Source organism: Pseudoduganella namucuonensis (assembly GCF_900116645.1).
In the GTDB taxonomy this organism is placed as follows: Bacteria; Pseudomonadota; Gammaproteobacteria; order Burkholderiales; family Burkholderiaceae_D; genus Rugamonas; species Rugamonas namucuonensis.
On the sequence record NZ_FPBO01000024.1, the window covers coordinates 53335 to 77979 of the forward strand.

Here is a 24645-nt window from a genome sequence, read left to right on the forward strand (position 1 = left end):
GGCGGCGCAGCCATGGTAGGGGGGCGCCCGCGTAGGCCGGTATCGGTCAGAGGGATGAGGGAAATCGAGACGTCGCGGCGCGGGCGGTTTTGAACTAAGATGGGAAAAAACATACCGGGGGAGATTCGCCATGTTTGAAAGACAACTGAACTGGACGCCGGTGGCGCCGTGAACACGGCCGACACGCTGCTGTTCAAGCTCTATGGCTGCGAGGACGATCCCGCGCAGTGGAGCGGTGTGCTCAACCAGCTATGCCGGGAGACCGGCGCCCGCTCGGCGGTGCTGCAGGCGGTCAAGCTGCGCGGCGGACGCCTGGCCATCGCCTGGACCGCGGCCGACGCGCAGACCCTCGGCCGCGACGCGGCGCCCCTGCCCGGTGTGGACGACGAGGACAATCCACGCCTGGAGGTGGGCCGCATCGCGCGCGGGCTGGACCGCGTCATCCGCGACGAGGACCTGTTCGACCGCGGCGACCCGGCCCGGGGGCGCTTGCAGGAGCGGCTGGCGCAGCGCCGGCTGGGACGCTTCATGGGCAGCCTGCAGCAACTGGACGGCGACACCTATCTCGGGCTGGCGCTGCACCGCGACATCGACGACCCGGACGATTTCTCGGCCGCCCAGGCCGGCCACCTGGCCATGCTGGCGCCGCACTTCAAGCAGGCCATCGGCGTGCGGGCGCGCCTGCGCGCCGGGGCGGACCTGGAGCACAGGCTGCGCCGGCACCTCGACCACCTGCGCGGCGGCCTGCTGGTCTGCGACGGCGACGGCCGTGTGCGATGGATGAACCGCAGCGCGCGGGAACTGCTGGCGGGGGGCGATAGCCTGCGGCTGCGCGACGGCGGCTTGCGCGCGGCCGGCGCCGCCAACGACGCGGCCCTGCGGCGCGAGTTGGCCGTCCTGGCCGGCGGCGATGCGGACTTGCCGCGGGAACCGGCCGCCGCGGCTTCGGTTGGCGGCGGGACGCGCTACCTGACCCTGGGCCAGGGGCCGCAATGCCTGCACCTCGCGCTGCAGGCGCTGGCCCCGCGCCAGGCGGGCGGGCAGGCCTCGGTGTTTGTCGCCGTCACGGGCGCCGCAGCCGGCGCGCCCGTCTCGCCGGCCGCCATCGCCGCCCTGTTCGGGCTGACGCCGGCCGAGGCCCGGCTGGTGGCGGCGCTGGTGGGCGGCAGCACGCTGGAACAGTACGCGCTGGCGCGCGGCGTCGGCCTGGGCACCGTGCGCGGCCAACTCAAACAGGCGCAGGCCAAGACCGGCGCCAGCCGCCAGGCGGAACTGGTGCGGCTGGTGCTGTCCTCCGCGGCGGCGCAATTGCTGGACGCCGCGGCCCCGGACCTGAACCCTTAGAACGTGAAGGCCGCGCGCAGCGCCACCTGGGTGCCTTGCGATCGGTTCCTGGCGCCGAACTCCTTGAACGCGTGCAGCCAGACGATGGGCAGCTTCGAGCCTGGCGAGAAGAAGTTGATCGCCGGTCCCAGCGCCAGCACGCGCGCGCGGTTGCCGTTGGCCAGGCCGGCGGCGCGGTCGTCGGTGAACTGGTGGTAGAAGTAGCCACCCAGGCCCACGGTGTACGGTCCCACGTGTTGCCCCAGCGCGAACTCCTGCTGCCATTCGGCGCCGGAGCGGTAGCCGGTGTGGTGGTTGCGGGTGTTCAGGTTGACCTGGATGGTCGACGAGACCTCGAAGCCGGTCTGGCCGATGCGCGTGAAGGCGTAGGTGGGCGACCAGGTCCAGTGTCCCGTGCCCGGGTTGGCCAGGCGGTTCTTGTCGTAGGAGCCGGTGGGCGCCTGCACCTGCAGGGCCGCGTACTGGAAGAAGCCCGGCGACGTCCATTGCAGGATCACGGGCGTCACGCTGATGTCGCCCATCGCGGTTTTCCTGCCCGTCATGGCGAGCGGGCCGGCCGGGGTGGGGATGGAGAGGTCCAGTTTCATGTCCAGCAGGGGGAACACCGCCGCGTAGCCATAGGTGGCGCCGAGGAAGGTGGTCTTGGTCATCTTGATCACGGCCACGCCCAGGCTGTAGATGGAGAGGTCGGCGCCCACCGGGGAGCGGTTGCCGGCGTCGTCGCGCAGCTGGTTGGCGTGGTAGAAGGTGGTGCGCACGCCGACCGTCGCCACGTCCGACGGCGGCGGCATGATGCCGGCGCCGAAGTCGGTCACGCCGAAGGGGGTGATGGGGGCGCCGCCTTCGGTCGCGCGCGCGGGCGCGGCCACGCCCAGCAGGGCGGCGCAAAGCAGGGTGAGGGCGGCGGTGGTGGATTTCTGGATGTTCATGGTGAATGCCTGTCTGGATGTCGTTTTGGACGCCGGTTGCCCGCGCTGGAGCGGCCACCGGCCTTGTTTTTATTCGGCGCGGGGATGGACCTGGCGCCCCCGGAAGAAGGTCTGTTTCACGGTGGTTTCGTGGATCTGGCCGGCCGGGATGCGGAACAGGTTGCGGTCCAATACGATGAAATCGGCCGACTTGCCCGTCTCGATCGAGCCGGTCTCCCGCCCCATGCCCATCGCCTCCGCGCTGTTGATGGTGTAGATGCGCAGGGCGGAGGCCAGGCCGACCGCCTGTTCCGGCCACAGCGCGCCCGGGATGGCGCCGAACGGGTCCCTGCGCGTGACCAGGCCCTCGATGCCGGTCCACGGGTTGGCCGTGGGCTGCCCCGCCGGCCAGTCCGAGCCGCCGGCCACCAGCGCGCCGCTGCGCAGCAGGCTGGCGACGGGGAAGATGCGCTCGGCGCGCTCCTTGCCGATGGCCATGGCGGTCGCCATCCCCAGGCCGGTGGGATACCAGATCATCGGCGAGATCTCGGCCGTCACGTTCAGGGCGCGGAAGCGCGCCAGGTCGGCGTCGGCGATGAAGCTGGCGTGGGCCACCTGGTGGCGCTGGCCGGGCATGCCGTTGCGCTTGCGGACCTCGTCCACCGCGTCCAGCGCCAGGCGCAGCGAGGCGTCGCCGGTGGCGTGCATCTTGGCCGGCACGCCGCGCCGGTCCAGTTGGACCAGCAGGTCCACCAGCTGGTCGCGCGTGAAGTTGCTGTGGCCGTGGTAGTGCGCGCCGTGTTCGGCGTCCGGCAGGTAGGGCTGCAGGAATTCGGCGGTGCGGGCGGGCGGCACGCCGTCCAGGAACAGCTTGACGAAGTCCGGCCGCAGGTTGGCGCCGCGGTACTGCTCGCGCGCCTCCACCAGCGCCAGGCCGGTGCGTTCGGCCGGGAAGGCCGAGGGCATGGCCGACAGCGAGGCCACCATGTGGAAGGGCAGGCCGCCGTCGCGGTCGACCTGGCTCCATATGGCCAGCGCGGCCTCGGAGCTGAACGCGTCCTGCACGCCGGTGATGCCGCAGGCGTTCATGGTGGCGCCGGCGGCGCGGGCGGCCGCCAGCTGGCGGGCCTGGGTGCGCGGCGGGATTTGCCGCTCCAGTGCCAGGAAGGCCGGGAATTCCTTGAGCAGCCCGGTGGGCTGGCCGCTGGCCGGATCCTTGGCGATGACGCCGCCGGCCGGGTCGGCGCTATCCCTGGTGATGCCGCCGCGCTTGAGCGCCTCGCTGTTGGCCCAGCGGTTGTGGAAGGTCTCGTCGCGCAGCAGCACCGGATGGCCGGCGCCGGCCTTGTCCAGCGCCGCCAGCGCGGCCGGGGTGGACACCTGCGCCAGCATGGTGCTGCTCCACGCGCCGCCCACCACCCAGTCGCCCGGCTCGGCCCTGGCGGCGCAGTCGGCCACGCGGGCCAGCACCTGTTCGAACGTGCTCGATGGCGCGAAGTTGCAGGCGTACAGGTCCTCGTAGCCGCCGTCCAGCGGGTGCGCGTGCACGTCGTTAATGCCGGGCATGGCCATCGCGCCGCGCAGGTCGAGCACGCGGGTCTTCGGTCCGGCCAGGCGGGCGATCTCGGCGTTCGTGCCGGTGGCGACATAGCGGCCGTCGCGCACCGCGAAGGCCTCGACCCAGGCCGTCTCGCCCCGCACGGTGTAGATGCTGCCGTTGCGCACGATCAGGTCGGGCGGGGCCGCCCTGGTGGCCGCCGCCGCCAGCCATGGCAGCAGCGCCAGTGTGAGACCGGCCGCCAGCCGCCGCGCGGCGCAGGGCGCCAACTTCTTGTTTCGCATGATTCTTCCCCCCTTTTGGTTATGGTTGATGCCTGCGCCCAGTTTGGGGACAGCATCAGGGGGCGTCACCTACCATATGGGAGGCGGCGGGGAGGGCGCGGCGTGAGCATGGGCCGGCCATCCCCCGAACACAATGCCAGCGTTGGCGGTTATGGCGTGCTCAATGAGTACTTCCCGGATTCCACCGCGAACACGGCTTTCCCGTTTTCCATCCTCAGGAACTCGATGTGTCCCGCCTTGCGTTTTCCGGCGCGGTAGCGCACGTCCTTCCGGCTGGCGGCGGCAATATAGACCGTCGCCGACGTGTTGGCTGGAACGGAAAACTCATATGTGGTCCCGGCCGCATTCTTCTTCCAGGCGCTCTCGATCCTGCCGTACATGGAATCGTAATAGCCCTTGGCATAGCTGAGCTTGCCCGTAGGGTCCGGTTCCGGCTTCAGGCGGAAACGCTTGAACGCCGGCGTTTCCTCGTCGCGCTCGATTCCCAGCGAATGACTATACATCCAGGCGCCAACGGCGCCGAAAGCGTAGTGGTTGAAGGAGTTCATGCTGTTATTGCCGCCGAATCCATCGGTATGGGTGTACGAATTCAGGCGTTCCCACACCGTGGTCGCGCCTTGCTCCACCGGGTAGAGCCAGGAGGGATAGTTCGTCTGCAGCAGCAGCCGATACGCCGCATCGACATGGCCGCTGTCGGACAGCGCCTTGCTGATCCATGCCGTACCGATAAACCCGGTCATGAGGGAATGCGGCGGAGTAATGGTTCCGTTGTCGGCCTTGTTGGTCCGCGTGACGGTCGCGGCCAGATTTGCCGCGACCTTGGCCTTGTTGTGATTTGAAGGGATGCCTAACACCAGCGGCAGCACATAGGATGTTTGCGTATCCACCAGATCGCCCGGCTTGTGCGCCGCCTGTGCAAACTGCTTGAAGCTCGAATGCCTGGTCTTCCCTTCGCCGTCGAGGTAGGTGTCATTGAAGAACTTGCCACGCTGCTCAAGCAGCTGCGCAAACCGCTTCTCGTCTTCGTTCTTGCCCGGCAATGAAGAAAACTTCTTCATGATTTGCAGGTTGAAAATCAACTGGGATTCCCACAAAAGGGAGTTGTCGTTCTTTCCCTGCTCTGGACCGAGCCAGTCTCAAATGCCTGCGCAGGAACTGCGGCAACTCGGCCAGATAGGTCGCGGTGCGTGAGAACACCGAAATATCGCCGCTCCAACCGAGCCTTCCATTGCGCTGCGGGCAGTCGGTGGGAATCGACAGGAAATTCCCGTAGGTGGACCAGGTGATGTTTTCCCACAGTTTATTGACCCGGGGATCCGAGGTTTCGTAGTATGAAGCGAGCTTGTCGATGGAGCTGATCACCTGGCCTTCACCCATCACCGCGCCCAGCGCATTCCGGCCCGGCACAAGGTATTTGGTCACGTCGAAGGTCTGATACAGATGGCTCTTGTTGTACTGCGTCATACCCGGATTGAAGTAATCGTCGCCGACACGCTTGCCGTTCAGGTAAACATCGTAGATCCCTCTTGCCGTGACATACAGACGGGCTTTGGCTATGCTTGCCTTTGCCGGTGTGAAGCTGGTGCGCAGCATCGGCATCGCATTGCGGCTTGGGTCCGCAACGACCAGGCTTCCAGCGTCGCCTCCGGTGATGCGGTAGGCATTGTTCTCGACCGCGAAACCCGCATGGCCGGCGGCGGAGATTCCGCGATACGCATCGCCCTCGAGGTGCTCGGAAAATATGGCATTCGAGGGACTGCGGAAATGCCGGATTTTGACATCGGAGAACCGCGCGGCCTGGTCCTTGGGCGCGTGGAATCCAATATCGCCGACGACCGGAAACGCAAGTGCGTCTCCGCCTTGTCCGAACGGATTGAGATTCACGTCCGCGACCAGGTGGTCCTGCCCATCGCAATCTATCTGGATGCGGGAAGTTCCCAAATTCGAGCTGAGGCTGACGCTGTGCTTCTCATAGACGTTGTTGGAATTGATGAGCGATTGGGGAATCGGGAAACTCTTGAAAGGAACGTCGATGCTGTCATCCGCGCGGTAGCCCTTGCGATAGATATTCAGTCTCGCCTGCTGCCCCGAGAGCAGGGGACTGGCATCGATTTCAAGCAGGATATAGCTGCCATTTCGTTTGGCCTGCAATCCGCCGATGTTCATGTTCTTGTCGAGCAGGCGCCGGTCGTTGGCGCCATACACGAAGCCGGCCCGGGTGGAGTTCGATGCCTTATCGAGTTGCATGGCGTAGTCGATCTTGAACACCGGCAGATAATGCGCGTACAACACCGCGTCCTTGCCATCGCCGCCGATCCGCTTGGCTCCGCTCCAGGCCGCCTGGCCGGCGCCGCTTCCCATCAAGCCGGTTTCAAACCACGATCTGGCCGTATGGGCGACACCGTCCTGATCCCATACCTTGAGCGACCAGTCATACCGGGTCGCGGGTGCCAGCGTTTTCCCGCCATACTCCACGTTCAGCGACGTTTCGCTCCTGGTTTTCCCGGAATCCCAAACGACCGTGCCGCTTTCATCCTTGACCATCAGCGCAAAAGCCGACTGGCGAACGCCGCCCGCATTGTCCCCCGCGCGCATTTGCCAGCTGAAGCGCGGATGGGCAACGTCCATGCCCAGCGGCTTTTCAACGTACTCGACTTTGAGCTTGCTGAGTTCGAGGTGGGCTGCAAAGGTGTAGCCATGGAAGAGCAGGGACAGCAGCAGCAGTGGTTTTGTTAAGGTCATGGTCATGCGTCAATCAAGAAATGGTATCGATAACCTAAGGATGGCATCGATATCGCTCACGCAGACCATTGCGTGGCGCCAGCGGCTTGAATGCTCATGTCTATGACTATTTGCGGACCGTACGGGGTGCGGCGCTCCGCTCAGAACGCCATGGCCGCGCGCAGGGCCACCTGCGTGCCTTGCGAGCGGTTCCTGGCGCCGAATTCCTTGAACGCGTGCAGCCAGACGATGGGCAGCTTCGAACCCGGCGAGAAGAAGTTGATCGCCGGCCCCAGCGCCAGCACGCGCGCGCGGTTGCCGTTGGCCAGGCCGGCGGCGCGGTCGTCGGTGAACTGGCGGTAGAAATAACCGCCCAGGCCCACCGTGTACGGCCCCGCGTGCTGGCCCAGCGCGAACTCCTGCTGCCATTCGGCGCCGGAACGGTAGCCGGTGTGGCGGTTGCGGGCGCTCAGGTTGACCTGGATGGCCGACGAGACCTCGAAGCCGGTGGCGCCGATGTGGGTGAAGGCGTAGGTGGGCGACCAGGTCCAGTGACCGGTGCCGGGGTTGATCAGGCTGTTCTTGTCGTAGGAGCCGGTGGGCGGCTGCACCTGCAGGGCCGCGAACTGGAACCAGCCCGGCGACGTCCATTGCAGAATCACGGGCACCACGCTGATGTCGCCCATCGCGGTTTTCCTGCCCGCCATGGAGAGCGGGCCGGCCGGGGTGGGAATGGCGAGGTCGACTTTCATGTCCAGCAGGGAAAACACCGCCGCGTAGCCGTAGCGGGCGCCGAGAATGGAGGTGCCGGTCATCTTGATCACCGCCGCGCCCAGGCTGTTGACCGTGATGTCGGCGCCCACCGGGGAACGGTCGCCGGCGTCGTCGCGCAGCTGCCCGGCGTGGTAGAAGGTGGTGCGCACCATGACCGTCGCCACGTCGGACGGCGGCGGCATGATGCCGGCGCCGAAGCCGCTCACGCCGAACGGGGTGATGGGCGCGCCGCCTTCGACCGCGCGCGCGGGCGAGGCCAGGCCCAGCAGGGCGGCGGCAAGCAGGGGGAGGGAAGTGGCGCTTGCTTTGCGGGTGTTCATCTCTTCCCCTTGCTGAAGGTTGATGCCCGCGCCCGCGCTGGCGGAAAAATCAGCGGGGCGCCACCTGCCATGGGGAAGGCGGCGCGGCGGCGGCATGCCCCAATATAGTCATATCACGCGCCGTCGCTGTTGATTTGGGAGTGTGCGCGACGGGAATCGTGCGCAAGAACCGTATCGTTAATCCGGCGCCGCGACCGGCCGCGCCAGCGGCGCGCGGCTTTGTTCGTTGTTGGTCCGCACCAGCTTGTCCAGCAAATACATGAACTGCTCGCGCTCGTCGGGCGACAGGGGCGCCAGCAGCCGCTCGCGCAGGCGCTGCACGGCCGGCGTCAGGTCCGCCAGCATGCGCTCGCCGGCCGGCGTGATCGACAGCGCGCGCTGGCGCCGGTTGTGCGGGATCACCTGCCGCTGCAGCAGCCCCTTTTCCTCCAGCCGCGCGCACACGGTGGCGCCGGTCGAGGTGTCGATCGCGGCCAGGCCCGCCAGCGTCACCTGGTCGATGCCGGGATGGCTGCTCAGGCTGCGCAGCACCGCGTACTGGATGGGCGTCAGCTCGCTGCCCAGTTCATCGTAGAAGATCGACACCGAGATCTGCTGGGCGCGCCGCAGCAAGTGGCCGGGGTGCTCGTACAGGTCCACCAGTTCGCTGGGCGGGGCGGGGCTTGCGCTCTTGTCTGACATGGATGCTCGCTAAAAAAGTGGTTTACTTCGGGCCGATGTTGAGTATACTCACATTTACATTCAGTGTACTGAATATTAAATTAAAGACAAGGAGATCCGCATGTTCCCGAAAAACGCCTGGTACGTGGCCTGCACCCCGGACGAGATTGAAAACAAGCCGCTGGGCCGCCAGATCTGCGGCGAGAAGATCGTGTTCTACCGCGCCGCCGGCGGCAAGGTGGCGGCGGTGGAGGACTTCTGTCCGCACCGCGGCGCGCCGCTGTCGCTGGGCTTCGTGCGCGACGGCCAGCTGGTGTGCGGCTACCACGGCCTGGAGATGGGCTGCGACGGCAAGGTGGTCAGCATGCCCGGCCAGCGCGTGCGCGGCTTCCCCTGCATCGGCAGCTACGCGGTGGAGGAGCGCTACGGTTTCATCTGGGTCTGGCCCGGCGACAAGGAACTGGCCGACCCGGCCAAGATCCACCACCTGGAGTGGGCGGACAACCCCGAGTGGGCCTACGGCGGCGGCCTGTACCACATCAACTGCGACTACCGCCTGATGGTGGACAACCTGATGGACCTGACCCACGAGACCTACGTCCACGCCAACAGCATCGGCCAGAAGGAGATCGACGAGGCGCCGGTGCACACCAGGGTGGAGGGCGAGGAGGTCATCACCAGCCGCTACATGGAGAACATCATGGCGCCGCCGTTCTGGCGCGCCGCCTTGCGCGGCAACGGCCTGGCCGACGACGTGCCGGTGGACCGCTGGCAGATCTGCCGCTTCACGCCGCCCAGCCACGTGATGATCGAGGTGGGCGTGGCGCACGCGGGCAAGGGCGGCTACGACGCGCCGCCGGAGTTCAAGGCCTCCAGCATCGTGGTCGACTTCATCACGCCGGAGACCGAGACCTCGATCTGGTATTTCTGGGGCATGGCGCGCAACTTCAAGCCGGACGACGCGGCGCTGACGGCCACCATCCGCGAAGGCCAGGGCAAGATCTTCAGCGAGGACCAGGACATGCTGGAGCTGCAGCAGCAGAACATCCTGCGCCATCCCGAGCGCAAGCTGCTGATGCTCAACATCGACGCCGGCGGCGTGCAGTCGCGCCGCGTGCTGGACCAGTGGATGGCCAGGGAGCAGCGGGCATGAGCGCGACCTTGCAAGTCCGGGTCCGGCGCGCGGTGAGCGAGGCGGAGGACATCCGCAGTTTCGAACTGGTGCGCGAGGACGGCGGGCCGCTGCCGGCCTTCGGCGCCGGTGCCCACATCGACGTCCATCTGCGCGATGGGCTGGTGCGGCAGTACTCGCTGTGCAATCCGCCGCGCGAGACGGAGCGCTACGTGATCGGCGTGCTGCGCGACCCGGCGTCGCGCGGCGGCTCGCGGGCCATGCACGACGAGATCCAAGAGGGCAGCGTGCTGCGCATCAGCGAGCCGAAGAACCACTTCCCCCTGACGCGTGCGCCGCGCAGCCTGCTGCTGGCCGGCGGCATCGGCGTCACGCCCATCCTGGCCATGGCGGAGTCGCTGGCGGCCGACGGCGCGGACTTCGACATGCATTACGCCACCCGCGCGCCGGAACGCACCGCTTTCCGCGACCGCATCGCGGGGGCTCCGTACGCTGAACGGGTGCGCTTTTACCACGACACCGACGCGGCGGGACCGAAGCTGGACGTGCCGGCGCTGCTGGCCGCCGAGGACGCGGGCACCCACCTCTATGTCTGCGGTCCCGGCGGATTCATCGCCCACGTGGTGGAATCGGCCAAGGCGCTGGGCTGGCCGCAGGAGCGCGTGCACCTCGAGTATTTCGCCGGCGCGGCGGTGGAGACGGGCGGCGACGCCGCCTTCGACGTGAAGCTGGCCTCCAGCGGCAGGGTGATCGCGGTCCCGGCCGGCACCACCGTGATGCAGGCGCTGGCCGACCAGGGGGTGCACATCCCCGTCTCCTGCGAGCAGGGCGTGTGCGGCACCTGCCTGACCAGGGTGCTGGACGGCGTGCCGGACCACCGCGACCTCTACCTGACCGACGAGGAGCGCGCCGCCAACGACCAGTTCACCCCCTGCTGCTCGCGCTCGAAGAGCGGGACGCTGGTGCTGGACCTGTAAGCCGGTCACAAGCGAGCTGAGCCCCATTTGGGGCCTGGCCCCAAATGGGGCTCAGCTCGCCCTTGGCGACTCCGGCGCCAGGCGGCGGGACTATCAAATCTGATATCGATAACGTATGATGGCGGCACTCTCCGCCGTCCGGCTACCCAATGCGCGGCGGAACACCGCAACGTTTCCCTGGGAGCTTCATGATTAAGTTTTTGACGGACGCCGCCCTGGTCTGCCTGCCTCTGCCCGGCGCTCCCCCGTTCGCGCAGGAAGAACTGGCTTACGCGCCGGATTCGGCAAATTAGCGGCGTGGCGTCGCAGTATGCTCCGGCCGGCCACGCCACCCGCCGCGTTGCGCCGACGGCGGCGCTGATAGTTGCGCTGCATATGGTTTTCGTGTTTGCTGTCCTGCAGGCGGGGCGCGTGGCAAAGCCGGCGCCAGCGGCCACGCGCGGTTTCGTGCTGGTTCCGTTGCGCCTTCAGGGCCGTTCAGCCGAGCCCGGCCCCCTGGCAAGAAGCGCCGGCAAGCGGGTCACTCCGGATAAACGCGCGGCGTCGCCGCAAGTGGAGCGCATCCCCGCAATTGAACAGGCGCCACCGCAGACGCCCGCGCAGGCGGAGCGAAGCCCGCCCGATGTGTTCGACCTGTCCAGCGCGCCGGAGGAACAAGGTGGCCGGTCCGCCATGTCCGTGGATCTGATCAAACGAGATGCCGGCAAGATCGACCGGGCACTACGGGGCTCGGCGCCGGCGGCGCCCCTGGCGCGGCCGGACTCGCCCCAGTCGCGGCTTGAACGCGCGTTCGCTGGAGCGGCCCGGGGCGGTTTCAGCGGCTATACAGTGGACCGCTATGTCTCTCCGGACGGCGTTACGATCACCCGCAGGAGGACAGCGAAGGGAGTCGCCTGTTATACGAACGGACCAGCGAAAAACATTTCCGGAGCCCTGCACCGCAGCGAGCGCGATCAGAGCGTGAACTGTCCGCCTGAAGGAAGCGTGTGGAGCAGATAAACAGTGGAATGCATACCATTATCGATATCGTTTCCGGGAAAAACGGTATTGGAGTAATCCGGCCACGCCCCGGATAATGGGCCGCATCGCTCAATATGATGACCATGCCATGCCCATGAAGCTCCTTCCTCTTCTTCTCTCCTTAGCCATCGCACTGCCGTTGACCGCGCAGGCGCAGACCGCGCCCGGCCAAAAGCCGCTGTTCGGCGTCGCCTACTACGACGAGTACATGCCGGAGGAGCGCCTGGCCAAGGACGTGGCGATGATGAAGGCGGCCGGCATCAACGTGGTGCGCATCGGCGAATCCACCTGGGGCACCATGGAGACCAGCGAGGGCGTGTTCGACTTCTCCCACCTGGACCGGGTGCTGAAGGCGATGCACGTGGCGGGCATCCAGGTCATCATCGGCACGCCGACCTACGCCATCCCCACCTGGCTGGCGAAGAAGCACCCGGACATCCTGGTCACCACGCCCACCGGCCGCGCCAAGTACGGCCCGCGCCAGAACATGGACATCACCAACGTCCACTTCAAGAAGGCCGCCGAGCGCGTGATCCGCAAGATGATGGAGCACGTGAAGGACCACCCGGCCATCATCGGCTACCAGGTCGACAATGAAACCAAGGCCTACAACACCTCCGGTCCGAACGTGCAAAAGCAGTTCGTCGCCTATTGCAGGAAGAAGTACGGCACGCTGGACGCGCTGAACGACGCCTTCGGCCTGAACTACTGGAGCAACCGCATCAACCGCTGGGAGGACTTCCCCTCCACCGAGGGCAGCATCAACGCCAGCCTGTCGTCGGAGTTCGCCAGATTCCAGCGCCAGCTGGTGACGGACTACCTGGCCTGGCAGGCCAAAATCGTGCGCGAGTACAAGCGCCAGGGCCAGTTCATCACCCAGAACTTCGACCTGGGCTGGAAAGGCCACTCCTACGGCATCCAGCCCGAGGTAAACCATTTCGCGGCGGCCGCGGCGCTCGACGTGGCCGGCGTGGACATCTACCATCCCACCCAGGACAAGCTGACCGGCGTGGAGATATCCTTCGGCGGCGACCTGACGCGCTCCATGAAGGGTGGCCGGAACTACCTCGTGCTGGAGACCCAGGCGCAGGGCTTCCCGGACTGGACGCCGTATCCCGGCCAGCTGCGCCAGCAGGCCTACAGCCACCTGGCCTCCGGCGCCAACATGGTGGAGTACTGGCACTGGCACTCGATCCACAATTCCTTCGAGACCTACTGGAAAGGCTTGCTGAGCCACGACTTCGAACCGAACCCGCCGTACCTGGAGGCCAAGGTCATCGGCGAGGAGTTCGCCCGCGTCGGCCAGCACCTGGTCAACCTGAAGCGGGACAACCAGGTCGCCATCCTGTTCAGCAACGAGGCCTTGACGGCGCTGGAGCATTTCCCGCACGGCCTGAAATACAACGACATCCTGCGCCCGTTCTACGATGGGCTGTACAACATGAACGTGGGCGTGGACCTGCTGGACCCGAGCAGCGGACCGTTCGACAAGTACAAGCTCATCGTCGTTCCCGCGCTGTATGCGGCGCCGGACAGCCTGCTCGAGAAGCTGAACGCCTACGCCCGCAACGGCGGGCACGTGCTGTACACCTTCCGCAGCGGTTTTTCGGACGACAACGTCAAGGTCCGGCATGCGAAGCAGCCCGGCCTGATCGCCGAGGCGGCCGGAATCACCTACGACCAGTTCACCATTCCGCACGGCGTGCCGCTGGCCGGCCACGCGTACAAATTGAGCGGCAAGGACAACGAGGCGAACAATTGGATGGAGCTGATCACGCCGGGCAGCGCCAGGGTGCTGGCACGCTACGACCACGCGGCCTGGGGCAAGTACGCGGCGCTGACCGAGAACGCCTACGGCAAGGGACTGGTCACCTACGTCGGCTTCATGCCGTCGAACGCGATGATCGCCAACATCGTCGGCGACGCCGTCAACAAGGCCAAGGTGGAATACGACGAACAACTGAAGTTCCCCTTGATCGCCAAGCACGGCGTCAACCAGTTCGGCAAGAAGCTCCACTACTACTTCAACTACTCGGCGAAGGCGCTGGAGGCCGGCTATGCGAAGAAGGACGGCGTTTCGCTGCTGACCGGCGCGCCGGTCAAGCAGGGCGAGGCGCTCAAGCTGGAGCCGTGGGGCGTGGCGATCGTCGAGGAGCTGTGAGCGGACTAGTCCGAAGGGCTATCCTTGAATAGTCTTTCAATTCGCGCAACAATCCGCTTGGACCGCTCCGAACGTCAGTCCTCGGCGAGCCCGCACACGTCGAGGAAGCAGCGCCTGAGCCACGCGCTGGCAGGATCGTTCTGCGCGCGCGGGTGCCAGGCCATCGCCAGGCGAAAGGCCGGCACCGTGAAGGGGAGGTCGATCAGGTCCACGAGGGTCGTGTACCGCTGCAGCAGTGGCCGCGGCAGTGTCGCGACACCATCCGTCTGCGACAGCACGAGCGCGACCTGGTTGTAGCTCGGTACCGCGGCAACCACGGTCCGCACTCGCCCGAGGCCCTGCAGGACCGCATCGACCGGGGTCGTGAACTCCGCGCGCATCGACACGACGACGTGTGGTAATGCGCAGTACTCGTCGAGATCCGGGGCACCCGTGCCGCGCGGATGCCCCAGCCGCTGCGCCAGCACGAAGTGGTCGGCACGCAGGTACCGAGTCTTCAGCGTGTCCGGTACCTTGCCGATGTCGCCGAGGAACAGGTCGACCTCGCCGCGCGCCATGCGGTCGACGAGACCGGCATCATGGGCCGGCACGACGGCCATGCGCAGTTCGTGATTGCCAAAACCCATGACGTGCGCCATCACGTCGAGCGCCAGGATCGTGAAAACATTATCGTTGGCGGCGACGACGAACGTCCTTTCGGAACGAGCGGGATCGAAGTCGTATGGCTGCGCCACCGCGTCGCGCAACAGCGACAGGGCATCGGCCAGCCGGGGGCGCAACGCGAGCGCACGCTCCGTCGGCACCATGCCGCGCCCCGTTTCCGACGGCACGAGGAGCGGATCCCGGAACAACTCGCGCAAGCGCGCCAGGTGTCCCGACAACGTCGACTGGCTGATGTGCATGCGCTGCGCCGCCCGGGTCACGTTGAGCTCGTCCAGCAGCGTGTCCAGCGAGATCAGCAGGTGCAAATCCGACCGCTTCATATCGAGCATACCGATACCTCACATTGAATCTTCCCACTCACGGCCGGGTGCCGACCCGTTCTACACTGGCTTGTATCTCGAACGACATGCCAGAAACGATCCGACCACCGGGTCCTGATCGAATATGGTATCGCAATTCTGGATGGCTCGGCAATCTCGCCGAAAACACGACCACCGCATTTTTTCGGAAAGGACACCTCATGAAACGCAAGCTGTTATCGCTTTCCCTGGCTGTCGCCTTCACCTTCGCCACAGGCGCCGCCGTGGCGGAGGCACCGGCCGCGGCGCCGCCCAAGGCCGACCATGTCCAGGCCGGCTACCAGTACGTCAAGGTCGGCGACATCGACGTGATCGCGCTGTCGGACGGCACGTTGCCGATCCCGGCCGACAAGTTGCTAACGAACGTGAATCCGGGCGAAGTGGCCATGCGCCTGGCCCGGACGTACCAGGACACGGCCGTCGACGCGTCGGTCAACGCTTATCTCATCAAGACGGGCGACCGGCTCGTGCTGGTGGACGCCGGCACCGGCGAACTGTATGGCCCCAGCCTGAACAAGCTGGCCGCCAGCCTCGGCGCCGCCGGCTACCGGCCGGAGCAGATCACCGACATCCTGATCACGCACATCCACACCGACCATACCGGCGGCTTGATGGACGGCCGGCGCATGGTTTTCCCGAATGCGACGGTGCACATCGAGCGCAAGGAAGTCGAGTATTGGCTCAGCCCGGAACAACGCGCCCGCGCGCCCGAAGCGGCCAAAAAATACTTCGATGAGGCGGTGGCGAAAGTGAAGCCGTACGTGGACGCCGGCAAGGTCAGCACCTTCAGCGGCGAGACCCAGCTGTTCCCGGGCATCAAGGCGATCCCCGCGCGGGGCCACACGCCAGGCCACACGTTCTACTCACTGGAAAGCCGCGGCCGCAAGCTGGTGTTCTGGGGCGACCTGATTCACGTCGCGGAGGTGCAGCTCGCCCGGCCGGACGTCACGATCGTGTTCGACGTCGATCCACGCGCCGCGGCGGCCACGCGCAAGCGCGCCGTCGCCGACGCGGTGGCCGGCCGGTACCTTGTCGCGGCCGACCACATCGCCTACCCGGGCATCGGCCACGTGCAGACGGATGGCGACGGCTACCGCTGGATCCCGACGCCCTACGTCAACGACTACTACCAGGCGAAATAATCATGAACCGCCTGTTTGCGCATCTTCGCTTCGCCCTGCTCGCCGCGTTCTGCGCGCTGGCCGTCCTGGCCCGCGCGAGCGGCACCGAACCCGAGTCGACGGCCGCGCTGCTGCGCGACCGGGCACTCGCGGACACCACGGCGTACCGACTCGTCGAATCGTTGACGACCGACGTCGGCGCCCGGCCGGCGGGATCGGCTGCGGATGGCGCCGCGGTGGCGTGGGCCGTGGCGCGGTTTCATGCGCTCGGCTACGACAAGGTGTACACGGAACCGGTGACGTTTCCGGTCTGGCGCCGGGTTGCCGAATCCGCGTCCGTGACCGGGCCCGTCCCGCGCCGGCTGCTCATCACCGCGCTTGGCGGCAGCGTGGGATCGGGCGGTCCGTTGCAGGCCGACGTGATCGCGTTCGAGGACGTGCAGGCGCTGCAGGCAGCATCGCCCGCAGCGGTGCAAGGCAGGATCGTCCTGTTGACGCGGCGGATGGCGCGCCGCGCCGACGGGTCGGGCTACGCGGCCGTCCTGCCGATGCGCAGCGCGGCGGCGTCGATCGCGGCACGCAAGGGCGCGCGCGCGTTGCTGATCCGGTCGCTGGGCACCGACAACAACCGGCTTCCGCACACGGGCAGCGTCGTGTATGAAGGCGGCGCGGCGATCCCTGCTGCGGCGGTGTCCGGGCCGGACACCGATTTGCTGGAGCGTTTGCTGCGCGGGACGCGCCCGGTCGAGGTCAGGCTCGACATCGAGGTCGATACCGGCGCACGCTACACGTCGTACAACGTGATCGGCGAGATCACGGGAAGGGAGCCGACCCGGGAGGTCGTCATGATGGGCGCCCACCTCGATTCCTGGGATCTCGGCACGGGCGCGGTCGACGACGGCTTCGGCGTGGCCGTCACGATGGCGGCAGGTGCCATGATCAAGGCCGCGCACCAGGTACCGGCACGCACCGTGCGCGTGGTCCTGTTCGCCAACGAGGAAAATGGCTTCGACGGCGCGCAGGCCTATGCCGCCCGGCATGCGGCGGATCGAGCGAGTCACCGGATTGCGGTGGAAAGCGACTGGGGCGCCGGCCGCATTTATGCGCTGCGTCATGTGCCCGCCGATCCTGTCCTGACTGGCCGGCTCGCGCGTGTGCTGCAGCCGCTCGGCATTGCCCTGGACGGTGCGGAAGGCGTGCCGGGGCCGGACGTCGCGTTCGTCGCGAAACGGGGTGCCCCGTGGGCGCAACTGGCCCAGGATGCGGCCGACCTGTTCGATCATCACCACAGCGCCAACGATACGCTCGACAAGATCGATCCAGCCGCCTTGCGGCAGAACGTCGCGGCGTACGCGGCATTCGCTTGGCTGATGGCGAACTGAGATCCGATCACAAAAAATTGTGTCTCGCCGATGATTCGGCCGGAAGCTCGAAGCAAATGTTCAAGCCAAACAGCACCGTGGAACCATTGACAGTGATGGGGCGCTTCACTCGCCGTTATGGTTTTCCCGCGCCCTGGACCATGGCGTCCAGCGCCGGCCGGTCGAACACGGTGTTCTCCCTGCGGTTGAAGATGCCGGAGCCGAAGTTGTCCAGCGCGCCGCTATCCCAATAGAAAGGCACCAGGCCATTCGCGGCCGCCTGCCGGGTCACGTACTTCAGGTAGTAGGCGCGGGACGCCAGGTGCAGGGCGCGGGCCTCGCCGGTGAGGTTGTCCCGGCGCATGGCGCCGAACTCGCCGAGGATCACGGGGATGCCCTTGTCCACGAAGCGCAGCTTCATCAGGCGGAACAGCTGGTCCACCGCCGCTTCCTCGCCCCAGGTGGCGTTGCGTTCCACGTCGGTGCTGGAATGGTAGTCCTTGCCCCAGTAATAGAACTGCTTGCCCCAGCTTTCATCCTTGGCCTGCAGGGCGAAGCCGTAGGGCGTGTAGAAATGGACCTCGGCCATCAACTTGTTGGCGACGGAGTCGGTCGGCATCGTCGTCCACAGCGTGTCGGTCTTCTCGATATCGGTTTCCGGCCCCTGGACCACCAGCACCCGGTGGGCGTTCTTGCCGCCGGTGGAGCGCACCGCGTCGACAAAGGTCTGGTGGTAGGACAGCAGGACTTTCATCTGCTCGGCCGTTTTCGCGTTCGGTTCATTGGTCCCGGCGAAGATCAGGCGTTCGTCGAAATCGCGCAGTTGCGTCGCGATTTGCTCCCACAAGGCTTTTTGCCTGGCGTTGTTGTCCACCTGCTTTTCGGGCACGACGTTGTTTTCCAGCCATCCCCCATCCCAGTGGATATTGACGATGACGTACATATTGTTATCGACGCAATATTGCACGACTTGCCGCACCCGCTGTATCCAGGCGGGATCGATCTTCGCGGTCTTCTGATCGGCGTGCTGGTTCCAGGACACCGGAATGCGGATCGCGTCGAAGCCGCTGGCCTTGACCAGTTGGATCAGTTCCTTGGTGACGGTTGGATTGCCCCAGGCGGTTTCGCCGCCTATCGCCTCCAGCGTGTTGCCGATGTTCCAGCCCAGTTTCATCCTGCCGGCGATTTGCACCGCCGTGCCGCCCATGCCCGCGCTGTCCGGCGCGGCGGGGCTGGTGTTGTAGCCTGGGTAGAGCGCCGAGCCGGTCGTGACGCTTGGCGTGGCGGCCGAATTGGTGGCCGGCGCGGTGGCCGGCGTGGCGGTGGCGCCGCCGCCGCTGCTGCACGCGCCCAGCGACAGCAGGCAGGAAAGCAACAGCGCTTTGGTGATTCTCATTCTGGTCTCCAAGTGGTTTTTTTATGCGCGACCCAGCATAGTGAGCGCGGCTACCTGGAGATAGCGTTTTTCCTGAAAATGCTATGAGGATGTGAATAGTTGAAGGATTTAACGAGAAAGTTGTAGTCCCAAGGCAGCGGAGGCTCAGTGTGAAGCTGATTTGTGCGTGGTGGCAAAATGGCGCACGGCGTCAATTTGACGCCGATCCGCGGCGATGCTACAGTGGTTTGGAGTGATTTATTCCTTCAACACCTATCCTTTGAGGTATTCACATCATGAACGCGCCAGTGGAAAGAGAGAGGATTACCGCAAGAATCTCTAGCGCCGTAGCGGAAACCTTGAATTCGGCGGCGGAGTTGACGGGGACCACCTTGAACAATTTTGTCGTTCAGGCCGCGCTTGAGAAAGCCCAGAAAATCGTGGACCGTGAGAATTTTATTCAGCTCTCGCGGAATGATGCCGCCATGTTGCTCGATCTGCTCGATGCGCCGCCCAAGCCCAATGCGGCGAGGAGGAGGGCATACGAGCGTTTTATGAGAGAGAAATATGGCGTCGAAACTGGAAGCGCTTGAACGGGGGCATGACGTTGAAGCGTTTGATTGCGGTGTGCCGGTCCTGAATAACTGGCTGAGGAACACCGCGTTCCAACGTCAGCAAAAAGGGATATCCAGGACTTGGGTGCTCATAGACGACGACAAACCTGCACAAATAATTGGCTTCTTTGCCATGGCGCCGCGTGGAGTGGTCCCCACCGAGGACCTGCCCGGCGATATGCGAAAGCGGATGCCAAAAATTGTAACGGGCTACACCTTGACCAGGCTGGCTGTTTCGGCCGGAATGAAAGGCAAAGGATACGGCGAGCGCCTGCTGAATGAAGCCATGGAAAAGGTCTATCGGGTAGCGCAGCAGGTTGGTGGTTTCGGTCTCTTCGTGGATGCCAAGGACTGTGCCGCCGCCTTCTACGAAAAGTATGGCTTTGAGCCGTTCCCTGACGATCCTGATACGCTGGTTCTGCGTATTTCCGACATGGATCCATATCCCCTGAAGGACCCGGAAGAGTAACGGACCGTCGTCTGCATCCCGTGACGAACCAAAAAATAGCCAGTCCGGCCGAACCATTCCGAACACCATGCCACTCACGAAGGCATGGACTTCGCCGAGCATGGAATGAAAATCGCAAGCCAGTCTCCTCTGTACACGCGGGCCGCGCATGCGCCGAGGGAGAGTGACCGAGAAACGGGGAGCAAGCATCGGGGCGATCCGGCGGCGCCGGCGGCGGAGCGTCCCATTTACGCGCGCGCGAGACTGGCGTGCCCCGCATGGTTGAAGCAAGCCACGTTCCGCGACGACACGGCGGTGGCGGCGAGGGATGGCCAGTGGACGGCCGACCACCCGGCGCACGGATTCGGCGACAGCCTGCATCGGCACTTGGCGCTGCGCTGGATGCACGACAGCGCGGTGGCCAGCGACCAGATCGGCCCCGCCACTCATGCCGCGACGCGGCGGCGGCAGCTGCGGGCCATTCCGGACGCCGGATACCTGGCCGAACAGTATGGCCTGCGGACGGTGAAGAACCATGTGCCGCTGCATCCGCGGCATCCGCGCCAGGATATGCCGCATGGCTTGAGGATAGCGCACGACCTCAGCGCGGAATATCAGCGCGATGCGCCACATCCTGGACTGCGCCAGCAATGCCTGGGTATATATCAAGGCCTGGGTCATGCGCATCCAGCCGACAGGGTGCTGTTTGTCAATTCCAAGACCAACGCGTCCCGCATCCTGGCCAGGCTCCGGCACGATCATTTGAAGTCCGCTTCCAAGACACTGGATCGCTGGAAGATCGCCTCCGGCCTGAAAAAAGTGGCGGCCGGCAAAGTGCGGCCCTTGCGTCCCGGCCTGGTCGCGATCGAGTTCAAAAGCGGCGCCGACGCGGCGAAGGCCGAGGAGATGTTGAAGCTGCTGGGCGGGCGGCCGTCGATCCATGCGGTGAACAAGCTCGCCCACCAGGCCGCCAATCCCGGACCAGCCCCCTCCCGCCTGGAGCCCGGGCTCGACAACCGCAAGGCCTTGCTTGAATTGTTGAGCGAGGACGGCAAGGAAGTGATTTCCGCTCTCCAGCGCTTGCCCGACGGGCATGCGATGCGATCGACAGCCAACGCCGCCGTGTCCGTGCTCGCCGGCTTGCGGACGGCATTGGCCGGAAAGGCGGACTCGCCGGAATTCAGGCACGATCCGCTCATCGCGAACGCGTTCGGCGCACTGACGGACCTGGCCCGCGCCTTGCCGGCCTTGACGGAGGATTCGGCGCGCTTTTTCCCCGCCTACGCCGCGTTGCTGGAGGAGCTGCATTTGCTGCTGGCTTCCAGCAAGCCCTATGAGGACGCCGATTTCAAGCAAGCCGCCTCCGCCATGTTGAAAGCGCGGGCCGGACCGGTCCTCGAGGCGCTCCATATCGCCGAGCCGGAAACCTATCTGGTTTCCAGCGGCATGGAGGCGATCTCCATGGGCATCGACGCCGCCCGGAAGCTGAGTGGCGCCAAGCGCACCCAGCCATTGGCGCAGCAGGAGAAGCTGCCCGATTACTTTGAATCGCTCGATCTGAGGTCCGAAGGACGGAAGTGGCTGGACAAGGACCGGATACGCATCGCCCCCCTCAATCCCAGCCGTCCCTGGATGAAGGAGGACGATTCCGCCAACAGCTGGGATGCGGAAAAGCTGATCGGGCGGATGGAGGCGTGGCTGGGCGCCGGCAAGATGGACGCGGGCAGCCCGGCGGTGCTGGTGCTCGACACCACGATCGAGCAGCGGAAACCGGAGGGGCGCTCCGATCTGGAGGCCGTGCTTACCCGGCTGCGGCCCCACATCGACAGCGGCCGGCTCAAGATCGTCCTGTGTAAGAGCTATCAGAAATACACCTCGCTGGGCAGCGCCAAGATCATGGCGGGGGGCGTCACCGTCATCGCCAGGGACGATGCGAAAACGCGGGCCGCGGCCGCCAAGCTGCGCAAGGCCGAGCGGGACCTTGGCTGGATGGGGAACGATGAAAGCCAGTTGCTGACCCATTTCATGACGCACGCCCACGCCAGCGAACTGGAGACGATAGGGGAGGCGGCGCGGAACGCCGCCTTCATCGACAAATTCTGTTTCGATGCCGCGCGCCGTTCGGGCAAGATCGACGTGCGCCGGGAAGAGGGCCTGCCCTTCATGATCATCGGCGATGGCGCGCTGCACGAGGGTAAGCGGCGGCTGTCGCGCCAGCTCGAGTATCGCGACAGCTTCGGCTTCCTCGCGTCCAGCATGCTGGACGTGACCGACGAGGGAGCGGGATTGCGTATCACGGCGGGACGGGAAACGCGGGAAGAGCTGGTCGAAAAACTGTACGGCTTCGGCTGGATGCACGAGACCGGACTGAAGCAATTCACCCCCGCCGACGTGGCAAAGGAGGTCGAACGCCTCGCGGCGGACGCCGTGGAGGCCGTGCTGCGCGAGAGCGGGGAGGGGCCGCGGGCGCCCGCCACGCCGGGCGAGCCCGGGCGGCCGGCGGAAAACCGGCTTACCGGTCAGCTCAGGATGCTGGGCAGGGCGTTCGCGCCGCGCCTGGCCGATGGCGCCATCCGGGGGGGCGATGTGAACGCCATGCGCATGGCGATCCGGCGCGGGCCCGCCGGGCTTGCCGGTTCCCTGGAGTCGTCCCGTTACGCCTCCAACGCGGTCGCGTCGCTGCTCGCCATGTGCGGCATGGCCTTCGATCCAGAGGACATGGCCGATGATGCCCGGCAAGCGCTTGAATCGCTTTACGACGCCGTGCTGGGCGCCGGGCTGCCCGGCGTTTCGCCGGCCACGCGCGCGCATATTGTTCTGGACTGGTCCCGGCTGCGGATTCGCAAGCTGGGCTCTCCGGACGCGGACGCGCAAGGCGCGGCGGTCAATGAACTGGTGCGCCACGTCCGCCTTTCCTCCTATCGGGAAACCGGGGCGAAGGTCTTCGCGGGAATACCCGACAGGACGTTTGCGCGCCTGGGGAGCTCCGAGCAACGGCAATTGGCCGATGCGATGTTCGCCCCGCTCGATGCCGAATCGCGCCGCTTGTTCATACGGGCGCTTAAGCGTGGCAACGAAGCGGCCAAGCTGGGCGCCTGCATGGAAATACTGGAGGAGGACCGGCAAGCGGCCGAGGGGCGCATTTGAAAATCCGCGGCGGGCGGCCGCACCGGCTTTGGGAGCCCGGCGCGGCTTTTGCGCCCGTCAGGGACGGTTTGTCCGGTCAGGCGGGCGCCTGGCCGAGCACCGCCGCCAATCCGCCCCAGCTGGCCTGGAACAGCGCCGCGTCCATCGGCCGCACATCGCGCATGATGGGCGTGAATCCCATGTGCGCCAGCACGTCGCGCTGCAGGTCCACGCCGGGCGCGATCTCGGTCAGCTCCAGCCCCTCGGCGGTCAGCTTGAACACCGCGCGCTCGGTCACGAACAGCACGTTCTGGCGGCGCAGGGCGGCGTCCAGGCCGTTGAAGGTGACCTGCTCGACCTGCTCGATGAATTTGCGCGACTTGCCTTCTTGGACGATGGTCAGTTTGCCGTCCTCCACTTCCACCTTCAAGCCGCCGGCCGTGAAGGTGCCGCAGAACACCAGCGTCGGCGTGGAGCGGGTAATGTTGACGAAACCGCCACAGCCGACCGGCCGGCCGCTGAATTTGCTGACGTTGACGTTGCCGCTGGCGTCCACCTGCGCCAGGCCGAGGAAGCTGGCGTCCAGGCCTCCGCCGTCGTAGAAATCGAACTGCGAGGACTGCTCGATGATGGCCTCGGCGTTGTAGGCCAGGCCGAAGTCGCCCAGTTGCGCCGGCACGCCGCCGCTGATGCCGCTCTCGATGCTCAGCTTGAGCAGGTGCGACACGCCTTCCTCCGCCGCCACGGACGGCACGCCGGCCGGGATGCCGATGCCCAGGTTGCTGACCGCGCCCGGCGTCAGCTCGCAGGCGGCGCGGCGCGCGATCACCTTGCGCTCGTCCAGCGCCATCGGTTTCAGCGAGTTGAGCGGCACGCGCAGGTCGCCGCACAGGGCCGGGTCGAACTGGGTGGCGATGCTCTGCATGTGGTTCTCCGGCTTGCCGATCACCACGTAGTCCACCAGCACGCCCGGCACCTTGACCGCCTTGGGGTGCAGGCTGCCGGAGGCCACCACGCGCTCGACCTGCACGATGACGACGCCGCCGCAGGCGCGCGCCGCCTGCGCGATCGACAGCTGCTCGAGCAGCATGCCTTCCTTGTCCAGCGTGATGTTGCCGTCCTCGTCGGCCAGCGTGCCGCGGATGATGGCCACGTCGATCTTGGGGCAGGGGTAGTGCAGCCATTCCTCGCCGGCGAATTCCACCAGGCGCACCAGGTCCTCGCTGCAGGTGGCGTTCAGCTTTCCGCCCTCCAGGCGCGGGTCGACGAAGGTGCCCAGGCCCACCTTGGTCAGCAGGCCGGGCGTGCGGCCGGCGATGTGGCGCAGCAGGTGCGACAGCGAGCCTTGCGGGAAGTTGTAGGCCTCCACCTCGCCGTCGTACACCATTTTCATCATTTCCTTGCCGGTCTGGCCGAAGTGGCCCGCCACCGTGCGCTTGATCATGCCGGGGTGGGCGAAGTGCACCATGCCGCCGTCGCCGCTGTTGCCGATGGCGCCGCAGGCCCAGGTGCTCAGGCGGCGCGGGTGGCCGGTGGCCAGGAAGGCGCGCTCCAGCCCCTTCAATATCTCTTCCGGCAGGCTGGTCATGGCCAGCCCGCCCAGGAATATGGTCGCCTCGTCGGCTATCAGGGTCCCCACCTCATCGGCGCTGATGATCTTCATATTAGTGCTCCTCCAGTTGATTTTCACAAGGCTTGCTTTTCGCCTGAATTTGATTA

19 protein-coding genes are annotated in these 24645 nt (G+C 66.0%); 10 read left to right on the forward strand and 9 right to left on the reverse strand.

Annotated features, from left to right (window positions below):
• Positions 1–168: 168 nt before the first annotated feature.
• On the forward strand, positions 169–1344 hold the full coding sequence (locus tag BM436_RS22720; RefSeq protein ID WP_093557820.1) for a helix-turn-helix transcriptional regulator: 1176 nt from the start codon (positions 169–171) through the stop codon (positions 1342–1344).
• On the opposite strand, the gene BM436_RS22725 is transcribed toward BM436_RS22720, so the two are convergent.
• From BM436_RS22725 to BM436_RS22745, 6 genes are all read right to left on the reverse strand, one after another.
• Positions 1341–2273, reverse strand: coding sequence for a SphA family protein (locus tag BM436_RS22725; RefSeq protein WP_093557821.1), 933 nt, complete (start codon positions 2271–2273; stop codon positions 1341–1343). The two genes, BM436_RS22720 and BM436_RS22725, sit on opposite strands and share 4 nt — an antisense overlap.
• 69 nt (positions 2274–2342) lie before the next feature.
• Complete coding sequence (locus BM436_RS22730) at positions 2343–4094, reverse strand: amidohydrolase (protein WP_093557822.1); 1752 nt, start codon at positions 4092–4094, stop codon at positions 2343–2345.
• Positions 4095–4243: 149 nt separating this feature from the next.
• A complete protein-coding gene (locus tag BM436_RS37575; RefSeq protein ID WP_229490625.1) occupies positions 4244–5173 on the reverse strand; it encodes an alpha-L-rhamnosidase-related protein in 930 nt (309 codons plus the stop codon).
• Positions 5088–6842 (reverse strand): glycoside hydrolase family 78 protein, encoded by a 1755-nt coding sequence (locus BM436_RS22735; RefSeq protein ID WP_218164912.1) that lies wholly within the window; start codon positions 6840–6842, stop codon positions 5088–5090. Before BM436_RS22735 ends, BM436_RS37575 begins: the two co-directional genes overlap by 86 nt.
• Positions 6843–6976: 134 nt before the next feature.
• Positions 6977–7909 (reverse strand): SphA family protein, encoded by a 933-nt coding sequence (locus BM436_RS22740; RefSeq protein WP_093557823.1) that lies wholly within the window; start codon positions 7907–7909, stop codon positions 6977–6979.
• 177 nt (positions 7910–8086) lie between these two features.
• Positions 8087–8590, reverse strand: coding sequence for a MarR family winged helix-turn-helix transcriptional regulator (locus tag BM436_RS22745; RefSeq protein ID WP_093557824.1), 504 nt, complete (start codon positions 8588–8590; stop codon positions 8087–8089).
• A 100-nt stretch (positions 8591–8690) separates the two neighbouring features.
• On the opposite strand from BM436_RS22745, the gene BM436_RS22750 reads away from it, so the two are divergent.
• The 4 genes from BM436_RS22750 to BM436_RS22760 all read left to right on the forward strand — a co-directional run bounded on the left by BM436_RS22750 (position 8691) and on the right by BM436_RS22760 (position 13859).
• A complete protein-coding gene (locus tag BM436_RS22750) occupies positions 8691–9722 on the forward strand; it encodes an aromatic ring-hydroxylating dioxygenase subunit alpha (protein ID WP_093557825.1) in 1032 nt (343 codons plus the stop codon).
• Positions 9719–10678: a PDR/VanB family oxidoreductase gene (locus BM436_RS22755; protein ID WP_093557826.1), complete on the forward strand. Its 960-nt coding sequence runs from the start codon at positions 9719–9721 to the stop codon at positions 10676–10678. The genes BM436_RS22750 and BM436_RS22755 overlap by 4 nt, the downstream gene beginning before the upstream one ends.
• 375 nt (positions 10679–11053) lie before the next feature.
• Positions 11054–11677 carry a hypothetical protein gene (locus BM436_RS36420; protein ID WP_143133282.1) on the forward strand — a complete coding sequence of 208 codons (624 nt, stop codon included), beginning with the start codon at positions 11054–11056 and terminating at the stop codon, positions 11675–11677.
• Between the two features lie 109 nt (positions 11678–11786).
• Positions 11787–13859 carry a beta-galactosidase gene (locus BM436_RS22760; RefSeq protein ID WP_093557827.1) on the forward strand — a complete coding sequence of 691 codons (2073 nt, stop codon included), beginning with the start codon at positions 11787–11789 and terminating at the stop codon, positions 13857–13859.
• Positions 13860–13933: 74 nt separating this feature from the next.
• Here BM436_RS22760 and BM436_RS22765 read toward each other — a convergent pair whose 3' ends face one another.
• Positions 13934–14851: a LysR family transcriptional regulator gene (locus BM436_RS22765; RefSeq protein WP_093557828.1), complete on the reverse strand. Its 918-nt coding sequence runs from the start codon at positions 14849–14851 to the stop codon at positions 13934–13936.
• A 191-nt stretch (positions 14852–15042) separates the two neighbouring features.
• On the opposite strand from BM436_RS22765, the gene BM436_RS22770 reads away from it, so the two are divergent.
• Both BM436_RS22770 and BM436_RS22775 read left to right on the forward strand, forming a co-directional pair.
• Positions 15043–16023 (forward strand): MBL fold metallo-hydrolase, encoded by a 981-nt coding sequence (locus BM436_RS22770; protein WP_093557829.1) that lies wholly within the window; start codon positions 15043–15045, stop codon positions 16021–16023.
• A 2-nt stretch (positions 16024–16025) separates the two neighbouring features.
• On the forward strand, positions 16026–17384 hold the full coding sequence (locus BM436_RS22775) for a M20/M25/M40 family metallo-hydrolase (RefSeq protein ID WP_093557830.1): 1359 nt from the start codon (positions 16026–16028) through the stop codon (positions 17382–17384).
• A 115-nt stretch (positions 17385–17499) separates the two neighbouring features.
• Here BM436_RS22775 and BM436_RS22780 read toward each other — a convergent pair whose 3' ends face one another.
• Positions 17500–18759 (reverse strand): glycoside hydrolase family 5 protein, encoded by a 1260-nt coding sequence (locus BM436_RS22780; RefSeq protein WP_218164913.1) that lies wholly within the window; start codon positions 18757–18759, stop codon positions 17500–17502.
• A gap of 275 nt (positions 18760–19034) precedes the next feature.
• On the opposite strand from BM436_RS22780, the gene BM436_RS22785 reads away from it, so the two are divergent.
• From BM436_RS22785 to BM436_RS22795, 3 genes are all read left to right on the forward strand, one after another.
• Positions 19035–19331 carry a type II toxin-antitoxin system TacA family antitoxin gene (locus BM436_RS22785; RefSeq protein WP_093557831.1) on the forward strand — a complete coding sequence of 99 codons (297 nt, stop codon included), beginning with the start codon at positions 19035–19037 and terminating at the stop codon, positions 19329–19331.
• Entirely contained in the window at positions 19306–19821 is a 516-nt protein-coding gene (locus tag BM436_RS22790) for a GNAT family N-acetyltransferase (RefSeq protein ID WP_093557832.1), read from the forward strand. The genes BM436_RS22785 and BM436_RS22790 overlap by 26 nt, the downstream gene beginning before the upstream one ends.
• An 84-nt stretch (positions 19822–19905) precedes the next feature.
• Positions 19906–22947 carry a hypothetical protein gene (locus BM436_RS22795; protein ID WP_143133283.1) on the forward strand — a complete coding sequence of 1014 codons (3042 nt, stop codon included), beginning with the start codon at positions 19906–19908 and terminating at the stop codon, positions 22945–22947.
• Positions 22948–23023: 76 nt separating this feature from the next.
• On the opposite strand, the gene BM436_RS22800 is transcribed toward BM436_RS22795, so the two are convergent.
• Complete coding sequence (locus tag BM436_RS22800; RefSeq protein WP_093557834.1) at positions 23024–24589, reverse strand: acyl CoA:acetate/3-ketoacid CoA transferase; 1566 nt, start codon at positions 24587–24589, stop codon at positions 23024–23026.
• Between the last annotated feature and the right edge of the window lie 56 nt (positions 24590–24645).

What these genes read in the sequence shown, in the direction of transcription:
- BM436_RS22725 (WP_093557821.1), bottom strand. Translation starts at nt 2,273, where the DNA reads ATGAACATCCAGAAATCCACCACCGCCGCCCTCACCCTGCTTTGCGCC.
- BM436_RS22730 (WP_093557822.1), bottom strand. Translation starts at nt 4,094, where the DNA reads ATGCGAAACAAGAAGTTGGCGCCCTGCGCCGCGCGGCGGCTGGCGGCC.
- BM436_RS22735 (WP_218164912.1), bottom strand. Translation starts at nt 6,842, where the DNA reads ATGACCATGACCTTAACAAAACCACTGCTGCTGCTGTCCCTGCTCTTC.
- BM436_RS22740 (WP_093557823.1), bottom strand. Translation starts at nt 7,909, where the DNA reads ATGAACACCCGCAAAGCAAGCGCCACTTCCCTCCCCCTGCTTGCCGCC.
- BM436_RS22745 (WP_093557824.1), bottom strand. Translation starts at nt 8,590, where the DNA reads ATGTCAGACAAGAGCGCAAGCCCCGCCCCGCCCAGCGAACTGGTGGAC.
- BM436_RS22750 (WP_093557825.1), top strand. Translation starts at nt 8,691, where the DNA reads ATGTTCCCGAAAAACGCCTGGTACGTGGCCTGCACCCCGGACGAGATT.
- BM436_RS22755 (WP_093557826.1), top strand. Translation starts at nt 9,719, where the DNA reads ATGAGCGCGACCTTGCAAGTCCGGGTCCGGCGCGCGGTGAGCGAGGCG.
- BM436_RS36420 (WP_143133282.1), top strand. Translation starts at nt 11,054, where the DNA reads ATGGTTTTCGTGTTTGCTGTCCTGCAGGCGGGGCGCGTGGCAAAGCCG.
- BM436_RS22760 (WP_093557827.1), top strand. Translation starts at nt 11,787, where the DNA reads ATGCCCATGAAGCTCCTTCCTCTTCTTCTCTCCTTAGCCATCGCACTG.
- BM436_RS22765 (WP_093557828.1), bottom strand. Translation starts at nt 14,851, where the DNA reads ATGCTCGATATGAAGCGGTCGGATTTGCACCTGCTGATCTCGCTGGAC.
- BM436_RS22770 (WP_093557829.1), top strand. Translation starts at nt 15,043, where the DNA reads ATGAAACGCAAGCTGTTATCGCTTTCCCTGGCTGTCGCCTTCACCTTC.
- BM436_RS22775 (WP_093557830.1), top strand. Translation starts at nt 16,026, where the DNA reads ATGAACCGCCTGTTTGCGCATCTTCGCTTCGCCCTGCTCGCCGCGTTC.
- BM436_RS22780 (WP_218164913.1), bottom strand. Translation starts at nt 18,759, where the DNA reads ATGAGAATCACCAAAGCGCTGTTGCTTTCCTGCCTGCTGTCGCTGGGC.
- BM436_RS22785 (WP_093557831.1), top strand. Translation starts at nt 19,035, where the DNA reads ATGAACGCGCCAGTGGAAAGAGAGAGGATTACCGCAAGAATCTCTAGC.
- BM436_RS22790 (WP_093557832.1), top strand. Translation starts at nt 19,306, where the DNA reads ATGGCGTCGAAACTGGAAGCGCTTGAACGGGGGCATGACGTTGAAGCG.
- BM436_RS22795 (WP_143133283.1), top strand. Translation starts at nt 19,906, where the DNA reads ATGGACTTCGCCGAGCATGGAATGAAAATCGCAAGCCAGTCTCCTCTG.
- BM436_RS22800 (WP_093557834.1), bottom strand. Translation starts at nt 24,589, where the DNA reads ATGAAGATCATCAGCGCCGATGAGGTGGGGACCCTGATAGCCGACGAG.